This window comes from Pedobacter antarcticus, assembly GCF_900103515.1.
GTDB classification, from domain to species: Bacteria; Bacteroidota; Bacteroidia; order Sphingobacteriales; family Sphingobacteriaceae; genus Pedobacter; species Pedobacter antarcticus.
This window is the reverse complement of record NZ_FNGZ01000006.1, coordinates 1-14,673: the sequence shown is the minus strand read 5'-3', so window position 1 is coordinate 14,673 and position 14,673 is coordinate 1. Positions and strand designations below refer to the sequence as shown.

Sequence of the window (14,673 nt, the reverse complement as noted above, 5' to 3'; positions counted from 1 at the left end):
CATCATGAGATTGAGCACACTCCTATATACAACTATTTTCTGCTTCACGGCAGGTACCTTGTCCTTAAAAGCACAGGACAAAAAAACTACTGAAAAAACTACTGAAAAGAAAACGGACGATAAGGCTGTAACTGAAGAAATTGAAGTGGTAAGACCTTACAAACCGATTCTTGCCGAAGCTGTAAAGCTGAGAAGAAGTCCGGATCTGAATGATGTAAAAACTTATAAAGCAAGGTTTAACTATAGCCTGACCGACCGTAAGCTGGAACTGAATTCTGATATCGATAAATTATATGCACAGGAAGTTGCTGCCGAAAAGGAGTACGACCTCATCAATAACTATGTTAAGCTTGGCGGTGGTTCTGCAGGTACAATTCTTGGAGAGGCGTATATAAACAATGGCCGCGATGAAGCTTTACAGGTTGGTGGTTTTTTTAGACACTTTAGCCAGGAAGGCAAATTGAAAAATCAAAAATTCAACCAACAGCAGCTAAGTATATTTGGCCGTAACATTCAGGATAATTTCGTTCTGAGCGGACGCCTGAATTATGAAAGAAAAGGTCTCTATTTCTATGGTTTTGATGAGACAAACCCTGAGCGTAATTTAAATCCTGGTAAACAAGCTTTTAATTTCATCGAAGCGGAAGGTGAAATTGTAAATAAATACACGGAAGATGAAGATGCTTTCAGTTATGCTGCGAAAGTAAACGGGTATATATGGTCTGACCAATATGCTGCGAAAGAAAATTCAATCGTGATCAACGGTTATCTGAATAAGCGTATCAGTAGCTTTAATCTTGGCTTAGCTGCTTCAGCTGACTTCGGTAAAACCAAAGATATCAACACAAGTTTTTCGAATAACCTATTACGTTTAAATCCTTATATCAGGTTAGAGACGAACGGTGTGAAAATTAATGCGGGTATTAATTTTGTCCAGGAATTCGGAATGAAATCCGAAAGCAGGATCTTCCCTGCTGTAACGGCTGATTTCACGCTTATCCCAGAATACCTGCAAATCTTTGCTGAGGTAAAAGGCGATGTCAATAAAACGACCATGAAGGAATTAACGGATGAAAATCCATTCCTGAACAGCAACATCAACATTCAGAACTCAGTTGAAAAATTGAGTTTCAGCGCCGGTATTAAAGGTACAGGTGGTCCTGGATTTGGCTACAAAGCAAAAGTATACCGCAAGGAAATTACTGATATGCCCCTATTCGTAAACAACTTTAATGACTTCAACAAGTTTGATGTTATTTATGATTTTGGTAACATGAAATTATTAGGTCTGGAAGGTGAAATCTCCGTGCAAATCAGCGATCAGTTAAAATGGACGGGAAAACTGAACCTGGAGGACTACAAACCCGCTTCCGAATCTTACAGCTGGTTTAAACCGCAGTTAAGGATCAGCTCCAACCTGATGTATAAAATTACCAACAAGATTGATTTTAATGCATCTGTTGCAATTCAGGATGCAAGTGACGCAAAGATCTATACTTCTCAGCCTGCAAGCCCTTATATTATCCCTGACAAAAATATTGAGATGTTAGGCAATGTTAAAGGTTTCGTTGATCTTGGAATTGGTGCTGGTTACAAAATCAATAATCAATTCTCGGTTTTTGCAAAAGCAAACAATATTTTGAATAACAAATACAGTAAATATCTATACTACCAAGCAATTGGTGTAAACGTATTCGGCGGGCTTAGTTATTCTTTTTAGGCAATTCAAACTATTAATTGGTTGATACAGAATTAAAATTTATTTTTACCAGAATGGATATCTTGTCTTACCTTTCCGAACTTCTTCAAACCCGTAAATCTGTAGGCATTTCCGGGTTGGGAACAGTTTATAAGAAAAAAGTACCAGGAAGGTATGATGCTGACACTCATTCGTTTCTTCCCCCTGGTTTTGTTCTGGATTTTACTACTGATATTCAGGAAGAGTCTGCTCTTCCTGAATATATATGCCAGGAGAAGCATGTTACTGCTGATACTGCGGCCTACGTTATCGAAGAGTTCAGCAAGGAAATAAACCAACAGCTTGAAGCAGGCAAAGAAGTCGACTTTGGCAGTCTTGGTAAATTATTGATCACAGATCAAAAAATACGTCTTGTACCGGCTGACTCAGCTATTGAAGGCAGCGAATATTACGGTCTTCCGCCTGTGGAGGAATCACCTGAAGTCAATATACCAGTAACAGATCAATCTGAAGAAATTGAAAATGACGGGCAGGATAATCCGGCAACGGAGATCTTCCCTGAAACTCCTGCTGCAGATGACGCTATCGGAACCCCAGTTAACGATGAGGTGGACGATACCGAAATACAGCAAGATGAAGTTGACCCGGCATCGTTGATTTCCACACCGGTGCCACCTATGGAGAATCCGGTTGTGTTAGAGACGACTAGCACTGCAGGTACTGCTATTCCCTTGGACTCAGCTTCAGCTAAAACGGAAAACGATCAGCAAATATTCAAGAAGTCTATCAATGATCAGTTTAAAACTGAAGAACAGCTTAGATCGGAAATTGAAGCGCTCAATTATTACCGCTCTAAATCTCCTGTTTCTAAACCTATTATTAAAGAGGATGACGAGCTGTTATGGAAATTAAAAAAGAAAGAGGAAATCACTCCAGATCCGGTCATCGAGCAAGAACCGGTTGTTCCCTTCTATCAGTCAGAAGATGAAGAAGTCAGGGGGACACCTGCTTACCTTAAAATTATATATGCACTTTTAATTCTGGGCATTATTGCAGGAGCGGCCTATGTTATTCAGCCATCCTTATTTAATGTAATCACGGGAAATAAACCCGGTATGCCACACCCTTCCCAACAGACCGGCCCGGTTTCGTCTCCAGCAGCTCCACTTACTGATTCTTCAGTGAAGGACAGTATAAATAAAGACAAACCAGCTATTATAGTTGATTCTGTTTCCAAAATATCCAAACCGGTCGCAACACTGGACACAGCTACGCTCTATGAAATTATAGGCGCTTCTATGCATGACAAGAAGGAAGCTGATGCTTTTATAGCGTTAATGAAAAAAAGCGGAATTGAGGCTAAGGTAGTTACGAACATGGCTGGAAGAAGACTAAAAATGAGTATTGGAACGTTTAAGGATGAAGAGACCGCAAAGCAGGAGCTTGAGAAGTTATCTCATAGATTAAAAATACCGGGTATTTACATTTATAAAAACAAACAAAAATAAATATGATCACATTGTTACAGGTTACTACAGATACAGGAAACCAATTAGCTGATACCGCGCACGTAGTTAACCAAGTTGTCACTGGAGCAGCGCAGGAGTTACACTTTTTCGATCTTTTAATCAAAGGTGGATGGGTAATGATTCCCCTTGCAATACTTGCATTTACAGGTCTGGTTATTTTTGTTGAACGTTATTTGACTATAAGAAAAGCTTCTAAACAGGAGACAAACCTTATGCTCCAAATCAAACAATACATCCATGAAGGAAGACTGGAAAATGCAATTGCACTTTGCAGAAATACAAACTCTCCGCTTGGTCGTATGTTGGAGAAGGGATTAAAACGTATCGGACGTCCAATTAAAGATATTGAAGCTGCAATTGAAAATGTTGGGAAGCTGGAGGTATCAAAATTGGAGAAAAACATCAGTATCCTCGGTATTGTTGCCGGTATAGCACCGATGTTAGGTTTCGTAGGTACAATTATTGGTGTAATCACGATTTTCCATGACGTTTCCATTAAAGGGGCTATTGAGATCGGCACTATTTCAGGCGGTCTGTATACGAAAATGATTACTTCAGCAACAGGGCTGGTAGTTGGTATCATCGCATATGTTCTATATCATATTCTGAATGCAATGGTGGAGCGGATCATTCTGAGAATGGAAACTGACGCATTGGAATTTATTGATTTATTAGAAGAGCCAGGAAAATAATGAATCTACGTAAAAGAAATAAAGGACACGTTGAAGTCCATACTTCAGCATTGAATGATATCATGTTTTTTCTGATGTTGTTCTTCCTCCTGGCATCCGCTGTGGTGAATCCACAGGTTGTTAAATTATTACTGCCGAGATCGGAATCCGGACAACAGTCATCAGCTCAAAAAACTGTAACTGTTTCGATTGATGAAAATCTCAAATATTATGTGGAGAAACAAGCGGTAACTTTGGAAAGCATGAAAAGTGCAATCGAAGCTTATCAGCAGGCATCTCCTGATCTGACTATTGTATTATATGTGGCCAGAGGGGTTTCAATTGAAAATACAATGGCTGTTTTCGACGTAGCAAATCAATTAAAACTGAAAGTTGTATTAGCAGTAGAACCTAAAAAATAATGACTCACTATAACGAGGAAAATAACTACCCTAAAGCCATTGCCATTTCTACCGGTATCATGGCTGTATTGCTGATACTAAGTCTTTTTATTGCTATAGGCACATTCAAGCCTGCAGAAGAAGCAGGTATGGGCGGAATGGTAGTTAATTATGGAACTTCAGTTGAGGGAATGGGTACGGACTATACAAGTATAGAAGAACCCTCCGCAGATCCTAATGCCAATAACGAGCTTCCGGACAAAGTAGTTCCTGATCAGGAAGTTACTCCTGTCAAATCATCGCAAAGCAGTGATAAGGAAGTTGTAACGCAAAATACTGAAGAGGCCGTAAGTATTCAGACTAAGAAAACGGCTAAACCTTCTGCACCTGCAGCGACCACAGTAACAGCGAAATCAGCTCCCCCTGCTATAAACCAAAATGCACTATATAAAGGTAAAGCTAATAAGGGAACAGGACAGGGCGATGGAACTGGCTCCACTCCTGGAAATCAAGGATCTGTAAATGGAGACCCGCTGGCAAATAATTATGGCGAAGGTGGTTCTGGATTTGGAAACACGCCAATTGCACTGCGCCGTTTTACAAACCTGGTGACTCCACAGGATGACGGTCAAAAAACAGGGAAAATTGCTGTTAGAATTACCATCAATAAGCAAGGTATAGTTGTAGATGCTGTCCCTGGTGTAAAAGGCACTACGTTACAAGACATTGATCTGTGGAATAAATGTAAGACTGCAGTTATGGGTGCCCGCCTAAATCAATCGGATTCAGCACCTGACCTTCAGGTAGGTGTAGTTGTTTTCAACTTTAAAGTGAAATAATCATAATTCCTGATACTTTTGCAGTATTAGTTTGAACTCATGACATATTCACAAACCCTGGATTACCTGTATAACAGACTTCCAATGTTTACCCGCATCGGTGCTGCGGCCATGAAAAAAGATTTACACAATACCCTGGTTCTTTGTCAGGCACTGGATGAGCCGCAGAACAAGTTTAAGAGCATCCATATAGGTGGTACAAATGGAAAAGGGTCCAGTTCTCATATGCTGGCCGCGATTTTACAAAAGGCCGGGTATAAAACCGGCCTTTATACTTCCCCGCATCTAAAAGATTTCAGGGAAAGAATCCGTATCAACGGAACAATGATCCCGACGTCTTATGTCGTTGATTTTACAGCTGAACAGCAAAGTTTAATCGAATCAATACAACCCTCCTTTTTTGAAGTCACAGTCGCAATGGCATTTTCCTGGTTTGCACAGGAGAAAGTCGATATAGCAGTAATTGAAGTTGGTTTGGGAGGACGTCTGGATTCGACGAATATCATTCAGCCGGAACTTTCTTTGATCACCAATATCAGTCTTGACCACACCAATCTTCTTGGGCACACCGTGCAGGAAATAGCCTTAGAAAAGGCTGGAATTATAAAAAAAGACACACCTGTTGTTATCGGCGAATCGCAATTAGAAACTGATGATATCTTCACTGCAAAGGCTGTTTCACTATCGAGCGAGATCGTATTTGCAGACAAGGTATTATCTGTGACCGACAGTTACAAAGACGGCCCGTTATTGGTTACTTCTGTTTTCCTGGGACCTGACTGTTTATTCAAAGATTTAAGGCTACAGCTCACAGGTACTTATCAGCTAAAAAACATCCTTGGCGTAATTCAGTCCGTACTTACATTGAGAGATAATGGTTATGATATCCCTGATACTGCAGTCAGAGAAGGACTTGCAGCCACAACAGATCTAACCGGTTTGCAGGGAAGATGGCAGACATTACAAGAAAATCCGCTCATAATCTGTGACACAGGGCATAACCTGGCCGGCATTAAAGAAGTGCTGGAAAACATCAGTCACACACCCTACAAAAAACTACATTTTGTTATCGGAATGCTGAGTGACAAAGATGTTACCAGTGTTTTGCGGCTTTTACCGACAGATGCTCTATATTATTTTTGTCAACCGGATCTAGAACGTGCTTTACCAGCAGCTGAGCTCAAAAAGTCAGCTAATGAACTTGGTTTATATGGGGAAATGTATCAGACCGTGGAACTTGCAATTATTGGCGCGAAAGCAAATGCAGATACCGACGACTTGATTTTCATTGGTGGAAGCACATTTGTCGTCGCGGAAGCACTTTAATTTTAGCCGGTAAGGAAAGTCTAATTAACGCTGTCTACACAAACAGCAAAATCAATATAAAAATTAAAATGAAGAAAAATTACGTACTATTTGCAGCTTTATGTTGCCTTTACAGTGTGGGATTTGCACAAAAAAAACAACCAAACTCAGGTCAGACCGTCTATCCGGCAACGATAGACCGGCCAAAACTGGTTGTAGGACTGGTAGTAGACCAAATGAGATGGGATTATCTATACCGCTATTATGATCGTTATACAAACGGAGGTTTTAAACGTCTAATCAATGAAGGATTTTCAGCTGAGAACACCTATATACCTTACACTCCAACTTACACCGCCTGTGGTCACACAAGTATTTATACAGGGTCTGTGCCCGCAATCAACGGGATTATCGGTAATAACTGGTACGATCCTACTCTGAGAAGAAATGTGTATTGTACAGAAGATTCGACTGTAACCACGGTAGGTTCGACTACAAATGCCGGCGTAATGTCTCCTAAAAATATGCTAAGCAGCACAATTACAGATGAACTTAGAATAGCGACTAATTTTAAAGGGAAAGTAATTGGTTTATCTTTGAAAGACCGTGGTTCTATCCTTCCCGCTGGTCATACGCCAACAGGTGCTTACTGGTATGACGGACAAACGGGCGACTGGATTACCAGTACCTATTACATGAAGGAATTACCATCATGGGTATCCGGTTACAATAAATTAAAAATGACTGATAAGTTCTATCAGCAAAACTGGAATACCATGTATCCGATTGATACGTATACTATGAGTACTGCGGATAATAAATCTTATGAAGGCAAAAACAAAGGTGAATCTGCACCGGTATTTCCTCATCAGCTAAAATTATATGCAGGAAATAACTACGATATGATCCGAAGCACCCCGCATGGAAATACAATGACTTTGGACCTTGCCAAGATTGCAATTAAAGCAGAAGAATTAGGTAAAGACAATATCACAGATTTCCTTGCAGTAAGCTGCTCATCAACTGATTATGTAGGTCACCAATACGGACCGAATTCTATTGAAGCAGAAGATACTTATTTAAGACTTGACAAAGATTTGGAAGAGTTCTTCAACTACCTGGATCAGACTGTAGGTGAAGGAAATTATCTTTTCTTTATATCCGCAGATCATGGTGCTGCACATGCACCTGGTTTTATGGCAGAAAATAAACTACCAGCAGGAACGACCAGCAATAAAGACATAGTAGCCGGACTGAATACATATTTAGAGTCAGAATTCAAGATGAAAAAAATAGCGTTAACCGCTATGAATAACCAGATCATCTACGACCACAAGAACCCGGAATTAAAAAAGCTGGATTTTACTGCTGTTAAAGCTGCAACCATTACTTATCTGAAAACATTAAATGGGTTCGCTGATGCCGTGGATTTAGCACGCGTATCTGAAAGTACTCTTCCCGCAATTCAAAAGGAAATGATCATAAATGGTTACAATGCACAACGCAGTGGTGATGTCTATTTCATCCTGAAGCCCCATTGGTTTGATGGTAGTGCAACCGGCACAACGCACGGTTCATGGAGCCCTTATGATTCCCATATCCCGCTGGTATTTATGGGCTGGAATGTTAAAGCAGGCAAAACTAATCAGACTTATCATATGACAGACATCGCAGCCACACTTGCTGCAATGCTTCACATTCAGATGCCGAGCGGATCAGTTGGCCGGCCAATTACCGAACTCACTCATCAGTAAATATCAAAGCCGCATAACCTGCGGCTTTTTTTATACGCCTATTTCGGCTACCTCTCCTGTTCCCCATACCCGAATCCAGGTATATACGTTTAAACAATAGGAAACTCACTGCCAATATCTGAAGATCTGACTACATCTCATTAGTTACAAATATCGCATAACATATATTTACCGGTATTAAATAGAAATAGCTAACTTTATGAGCCAAATATAATTTCTATTAATGGAGAAAATTCAAAGCTATCAACCCAAAAATAAAATACGTTTCGTAACTGCGGCCGCACTGTTTGACGGACATGATGCTACAATTAATATTATGCGCAGGATCTTGCAATCTTCAGGCGCCGAAGTAATTCATTTAGGGCATAACCGATCTGTGGACGAGGTTGTGAACTGTGCTATACAAGAGGATGTACAGGGCATTGCCATGACTTCTTATCAGGGTGGACATCTTGAATACTTTAAATATATGTATGACCTGCTACAGGAAAGAGGTGCCACACATATCAAAATATTCGCCGGGGGCGGTGGAGTCATTCTACCGGCAGAAATAAAAGAGCTGGAGGATTACGGAATTAGTAAGATCTATTCTCCGGATGATGGAAGAAAAATGGGATTACAAGGGATGATTAATCACATGCTTGAAAACACAGATTTCATTACCACAGCGCGCATCACAACCGAACTAAAGGATATTCCATTAAAAGTGGTAAAAAGCATTGCCTCTGCAATAACAGTGGCGGAGAACGACCCTAAAGGAGCTCAGTCATTTGTTAACGAATTGAAAGAGCTTTCCAAAGATAAAAACACGCCCGTTTTGGGTATTACCGGCACCGGAGGATCAGGAAAATCATCACTAGTAGATGAACTGGTCAGGAGATTTCTGATAGAAGTTCCCGGTAAAACAATGGCAATAATTTCTGTAGATCCATCCAAAAGAAAAACTGGCGGAGCATTATTAGGCGACAGGATCAGGATGAATGCCATAAATGATCCCAGGATCTATATGCGGTCGCTCGCTACAAGACAAGCCAACCTTGCTCTTTCAGTTAATGTACAGGAAAGTATTGATATCTGTAAAGCCGCTGGTTATGATCTGATCATTGTAGAAACATCCGGTATTGGCCAGTCCGATACCGAAATCACAGAACACTGCGACGTATCCCTTTACGTTATGACGCCAGAATTTGGAGCAGCAACACAGCTCGAAAAAATAGACATGCTCGATTTTGCAGATCTGGTCGCCATCAACAAGTTTGATAAACGGGGTGCACTGGATGCATTAAGAGACGTAAGAAAACAATATAAAAGAAATCATAATCTATTTGATGCGGGCGACGACGAAATACCCGTCTATGGAACGATGGCTTCCCAATTCAATGATCCTGGTATGAACAACCTGTTTACCGCGCTGATCAATACTATCAAAACAAAAACAAAGGTTGAATTCAGTACCACTCAGAAATTTATTTCGCAAACTTCGGAAAAAACTTATATCATCCCACCCGACCGCATAAGGTATCTTGCCGAAATAGCAGAATCCAGTACGGCATATAATGAGTGGGTCACACAACAATGCCAGTTGGCTACTAAACTCTATCAGCTTCAGGGCACCCTGGCACTTTTAAAAAATGGCGTAAGCTTACCAGAATCCGGCACTTCAGCCAGGCATGATCTGGAAATTGCTTTGGAACATATGCGCTCACACCTTGAAGAACAACTAGATGGTCAGTGCAGAAGGCTGATAAGGGAGTGGCCGGAAACCCTGCAGAAGTATAAAGCGGAATACTTTATCTATCACGTCAGGGATAAAGAGATTAAACAGCCCTTATATTACCAGTCACTTTCACAATTGCAGATTCCAAAAATTTCCCTTCCAAGGTATAAAGATTGGGGTGATATTCTCCGCTGGCTGCTTACAGAAAATGTGCCTGGAGAATTCCCTTATGCAGCAGGTGTCTTCCCGTTAAAAAGAGAAGGAGAAGATCCCACGAGGATGTTTGCAGGTGAGGGAGGCCCGGAAAGAACAAATAAACGTTTCCATTATGTATCATTAGGTCAACCGGCGCACCGCCTCTCTACCGCATTTGATTCGGTAACTCTATACGGAGAAGATCCGCATATTCGACCTGACATTTATGGTAAAATAGGGAATTCAGGGGTGAGTATTGCAACCTTAGATGATGCAAAAAAACTCTACTCAGGTTTCAATCTATGCGCCTCATCTACGTCAGTTTCTATGACAATCAACGGTCCGGCACCCATGCTTTTAGGCTTTTTTATGAACGTCGCCATTGATCAACAATGCGAATTATATATAAAATCCGAAGGACTGGAAGCAGAGACTGAAGAAAAGATTAAAGCTATATATACTGCCAAAAATATAGAAAGACCCGTATACAACGGCGAGTTGCCAGTTGGAAATGACGGGCTGGGTTTAATGCTATTAGGTGTTACCGGTGACCAAATTTTACCTGCGTCAATATATAACAAGATAAAAGCTCATGCGATCAGTACTGTGCGGGGTACAGTACAGGCAGATATTCTAAAAGAAGATCAGGCGCAGAATACCTGCATATTTTCGACAGAATTTGCACTGAGGATGATGGGAGATATACAAAAGTATTTCATTGATCAAAAAGTAAGAAATTTCTATTCTGTTTCCATCTCAGGCTATCACATTGCTGAGGCTGGTGCCAATCCGATAAGTCAGCTAGCATTCACGCTTAGTAATGGCTTTACTTTCGTAGAATACTACCTTAGTAGAGGTATGCATATTGACGATTTTGCGCCAAACCTGTCTTTCTTCTTTTCTAATGGTATAGATCCTGAATATGCTGTAATCGGCAGGGTCGCCAGACGTATCTGGGCAAAAGCTATAAAAAACAAATATAAAGGAAATGAGCGTTCGCAAAAGCTCAAATACCATATCCAGACTTCAGGGCGGTCTTTACATGCCCAAGAAATAGACTTTAATGATATCAGGACAACACTTCAGGCTTTATATGCAATTTATGATAACTGCAATTCACTTCATACCAATGCATATGATGAAGCCATCACCACCCCTACTGAAGAATCAGTACGCAGGGCTATGGCGATACAACTGATCATTAACCGGGAGTTGGGCCTGGCAAAGAATGAAAACCCTATACAAGGTGCATTTATCATCGAAGAACTTACAGATTTAGTAGAAGACGCCGTACTCACTGAATTTAAACGGATAAATGAGCGTGGAGGCGTTCTGGGTGCGATGGAAACGATGTATCAACGTGGAAAAATACAGGAAGAAAGTTTGTATTATGAAACACTCAAACATAATGGAGAATACCCGATAGTTGGAGTAAATACTTTCTTGAATAAAAAAGGATCTCCAACAGTCACGCCTGGAGAAGTGATACGTGCAACCGAAGAGGAGAAACAATACCAGATCAATGCTTTAGCTAACTTTCAAAAAAGAAATGAGGCGTCTCAAGGGTCGATATTGGAAGAATTGCAGCGGAAAGCTGTGCTTGGAGATAATATTTTCGAAGCATTGATGGATGCCTGCAAGATCTGCTCGCTCGGACAAATCTCTAAAGCATTATATGCTGTAGGAGGGCAATACAGACGTAATATGTAACCTACACTCTTAATATAAAAAAAGGCGGATCAAAATAATGATCCGCCTTTTTTTATAAATAATATACGCTAAACCTATGCGTGAATCCAGCTGAATTTATATTCCATAGTAGGATTTTTCATTCTTTCCGCAACACGAAGTAACCTATTGGGAAGTGCCATGATATAATCACGGGCTTTTTCACCAGCATCGTCCAAATCGCGCATACCGTCAATTTTCCACTCTTCAATAAGCTGCTGCATAATTTCAACGTAATCTACAGCTGTATAAACACCTAAACGCTGTGCTGCGTCGGTAAAGTGTCCAAAAGTTTGTCCCATTTTCATGCCCATTTCCCTTAGGAAGTGAGCTGGCATAACAATCTTTTTACGCATCATATCTTCAAATGCGATCATCGCTTCATTAGGATCAACTTCAAATATCTTTGACATGAAGTCCTTATAAGCTTTAGCATGTCTTGCTTCATCAGAAGCAATCACACCGCACATTTTTGATAACAAAGCATCACCATCTTTCTTAGCTAAAGAGGCTACCCTTCTGTGAGATATATTTGTAGCAAGTTCCTGGAAACTTGTATAGATAAAATTCCTGTAAGGATCATGGCCTGTACCAATATCAAATCCATCAGCAATCAGATACTGAGTTGAAATTTCCATCTGACGCATATCAACACGTCCCGAAAGATATAAATATTTATTTAACAGGTCACCGTGTCTATTCTCTTCAGCAGTCCAGTGTCTTACCCACTTCATCCATCCACCTTGTTCATTTCTTGAAATCCCGTCAACCATGGCTAACCATGACTCGTAAGTTGGTAAAGCTTCCTCTGTGATCGTATCACCGATCAGAACTGCTACAAGATCATAAGAAAGATCATTAGCATTTTCACGCAAAGATTTTATATCCTGGATAAAGGTTTCACTGGTCGAAACAGGCAAGAAATCAGTCGGCTGCCAATTGGTATCAATCGGTTTGAGGTAAGTATCCATCATATCAAGCATATACTGCTCAATGTGAAGCATCACTTCCCTTCTTTTTTCAGCAAAAAAACTCATTTTGTGTGTGTTTTAGTTTATATTCAAAGATAACCAAAATTTTATCAAATTGGCTTTCCACCTTTATAAATCACGCCATCTTTCATCACAAAATGCACCTGCAGGATAGAATTAATGTCATTTTCAAGATTAATATCGACAGCAATTATGTCTGCTAAATACCCTTTTCTGATAATGCCAATTCTTTTTTCCCAATTTAACTGTTTAGCCGCATTTACAGTAGCAAACTTAAGCACATCAGGTATAGAAACTCCCGCTTCATGATAGCCGATTAAAGTATGTTTAGAAGGGAGACCATAAGGCAGATTTACATCTATATAATCGTCAGAACCTGCGGCAATTGTTACGCCCATTTTGATGGCGCGGTTTAAACGCTTAGCCAGCCTTTTCAAATAAGATGCCATATCGGCGGAACTATCTTCACCCGGATAGGCAATCCTGGCATAATTAGCCATAACGGTGCTGTCTCCATCTGTAGGGACAAGAATTACGCCCCTTTTAGCCATCAGTTGCAATGTTGAATCCTGAACATTATAACCATGTTCTATTCCGTCAACACCTGCCAGCACTGCATTATGTATTGATTCAGCGTCAGTTGCATGCGCAGTAACTCGCAGACCATAGCGGTGTGCCTCTTTCACCGCCGACTCCATCTCCTGAACGGATAATGAAGTACGGTTCGGTACGTTATCCGCGAAAATTTTGATAACGGTGGCACCTTGGTTCACATTTTCCCTGACCGCCTTAATGATCTCATCCCGTCCATTCACGATGCGGTATTCGTCATCGGCAAGATGCCGGTGCTTATAGATTACACCTGGCAGCTGCCCGCCCTCGCTTGCCAACCCTGGTCCGGAACTACGCATTCTTGGCCCTGGCACTAATCCGTTATCAATTGCATTCATCAAAGCGATATCAGCGAACTGACCCGAATTACCTAGATCCTGAACAGCAGTTATGCCTTCCTGCAAATAGGCATTCGCGCGCACTGTCCCATATATCGCACGGTAGGCATCACCTTCCATGGTTAGCGTCTTCAGTAGAGATTGTGCCGAGTAATCCATATGAGGTTTTAATTCCTCACGAAACAATAGATGTGTATGCGCGTCAATTAAACCAGGTAAAACAGTATAACCGCTTAAATCTAATAGGGTATAATCAGCTCTCTCTTTATCAGTAAGTTCCTGTTCTTTCTTGACTTCAATAATTTTATTGCCACTAACAAGAATAAAACATCCTTTTACAAAAGTGCCGTTCCCCGAATCAAACATTTGACCTGCTTTGATCAGATATTTATTGCTTTGAGCCGATAATAAAATAGGGATACAGCATAAAACTGTGAAGAGCAATTTTTTCATATCCACAAATAACAAAAAATATCCGGAGATATAACTACAAAGTAGTCAACAGGCTAATTGGAGGTAAATAATTAGGAAGAATTAAAGAAATGCACCGGATCTGCCTCACCAGAATTATAGCATGAATATGCTTCAGCAGAAAAAACCTGATAAACAAGAAAAGCCTGTAGTTTTCACTACAGGCTTTCTTTAAGATTTGGCACCGACCTACTCTCCCACGTGTTACCGCAGTACCATCGGCTCTGGTGGGCTTAACTTCTCTGTTCGGAATGGGAAGAGGTGGACACCACCGATATAGGCACCTAAATGTTTTTAATGTTAGTACAGCTAACAATCATAGATTAATTCGCTGCATAAACAATGACATATTATTGAAAGAAGTTAGTATGAAGAACAAACAACAGTATTCTGCTTTTGAAAGCTTCGGATGATTAGTATTA

General features: G+C 40.6%; 10 protein-coding genes and 1 rRNA gene. 8 read left to right on the top strand and 3 right to left on the bottom strand.

Translation table 11 applies throughout. From position 1 onward, the window contains the following. Positions 1–4 precede the first annotated feature (4 nt). From BLR53_RS13000 to BLR53_RS12965, 8 genes are all read left to right on the top strand, one after another. Positions 5–1,720 (top strand): TonB-dependent receptor, encoded by a 1,716-nt coding sequence (locus tag BLR53_RS13000; protein WP_074590234.1) that lies wholly within the window; start codon positions 5–7, stop codon positions 1,718–1,720. Between the two features lie 53 nt (positions 1,721–1,773). Continuing rightward, positions 1,774–3,207 carry an SPOR domain-containing protein gene (locus BLR53_RS12995; RefSeq protein WP_143007873.1) on the top strand — a complete coding sequence of 478 codons (1,434 nt, stop codon included), beginning with the start codon at positions 1,774–1,776 and terminating at the stop codon, positions 3,205–3,207. 2 nt (positions 3,208–3,209) lie between these two features. Then, positions 3,210–3,920, top strand: a complete 711-nt coding sequence (locus BLR53_RS12990) for a MotA/TolQ/ExbB proton channel family protein (protein WP_088775984.1) — start codon at positions 3,210–3,212, stop codon at positions 3,918–3,920. Further along, complete coding sequence (locus BLR53_RS12985) at positions 3,920–4,321, top strand: ExbD/TolR family protein (RefSeq protein WP_037441450.1); 402 nt, start codon at positions 3,920–3,922, stop codon at positions 4,319–4,321. Before BLR53_RS12990 ends, BLR53_RS12985 begins: the two co-directional genes overlap by 1 nt. Beyond that, the gene (locus BLR53_RS12980) at positions 4,321–5,139 is read left to right on the top strand and encodes an energy transducer TonB (protein WP_074590229.1); all 819 of its coding nucleotides are present in this window, start codon (positions 4,321–4,323) and stop codon (positions 5,137–5,139) included. The genes BLR53_RS12985 and BLR53_RS12980 overlap by 1 nt, the downstream gene beginning before the upstream one ends. Positions 5,140–5,178: 39 nt before the next feature. Further along, entirely contained in the window at positions 5,179–6,465 is a 1,287-nt protein-coding gene (locus BLR53_RS12975; RefSeq protein ID WP_074590227.1) for a bifunctional folylpolyglutamate synthase/dihydrofolate synthase, read from the top strand. A gap of 68 nt (positions 6,466–6,533) precedes the next feature. After that, positions 6,534–8,198 carry an alkaline phosphatase PafA gene (gene pafA, locus BLR53_RS12970; protein ID WP_074590225.1) on the top strand — a complete coding sequence of 555 codons (1,665 nt, stop codon included), beginning with the start codon at positions 6,534–6,536 and terminating at the stop codon, positions 8,196–8,198. A 223-nt stretch (positions 8,199–8,421) separates the two neighbouring features. Next, a complete protein-coding gene (locus BLR53_RS12965; protein WP_074590223.1) occupies positions 8,422–11,820 on the top strand; it encodes a methylmalonyl-CoA mutase family protein in 3,399 nt (1,132 codons plus the stop codon). 74 nt (positions 11,821–11,894) lie between these two features. Here the strand turns inward: BLR53_RS12965 and BLR53_RS12960 are convergent, their stop codons facing one another. The 3 genes from BLR53_RS12960 to rrf form a co-directional block, all read right to left on the bottom strand. Then, positions 11,895–12,875, bottom strand: a complete 981-nt coding sequence (locus BLR53_RS12960) for an acyl-ACP desaturase (RefSeq protein ID WP_037441456.1) — start codon at positions 12,873–12,875, stop codon at positions 11,895–11,897. A 44-nt stretch (positions 12,876–12,919) separates the two neighbouring features. Then, the gene (locus BLR53_RS12955; protein WP_037441457.1) at positions 12,920–14,233 is read right to left on the bottom strand and encodes an amidohydrolase family protein; all 1,314 of its coding nucleotides are present in this window, start codon (positions 14,231–14,233) and stop codon (positions 12,920–12,922) included. A 194-nt stretch (positions 14,234–14,427) separates the two neighbouring features. Next, positions 14,428–14,539 (bottom strand): 5S ribosomal RNA (gene rrf, locus BLR53_RS12950). Positions 14,540–14,673 lie beyond the last annotated feature (134 nt).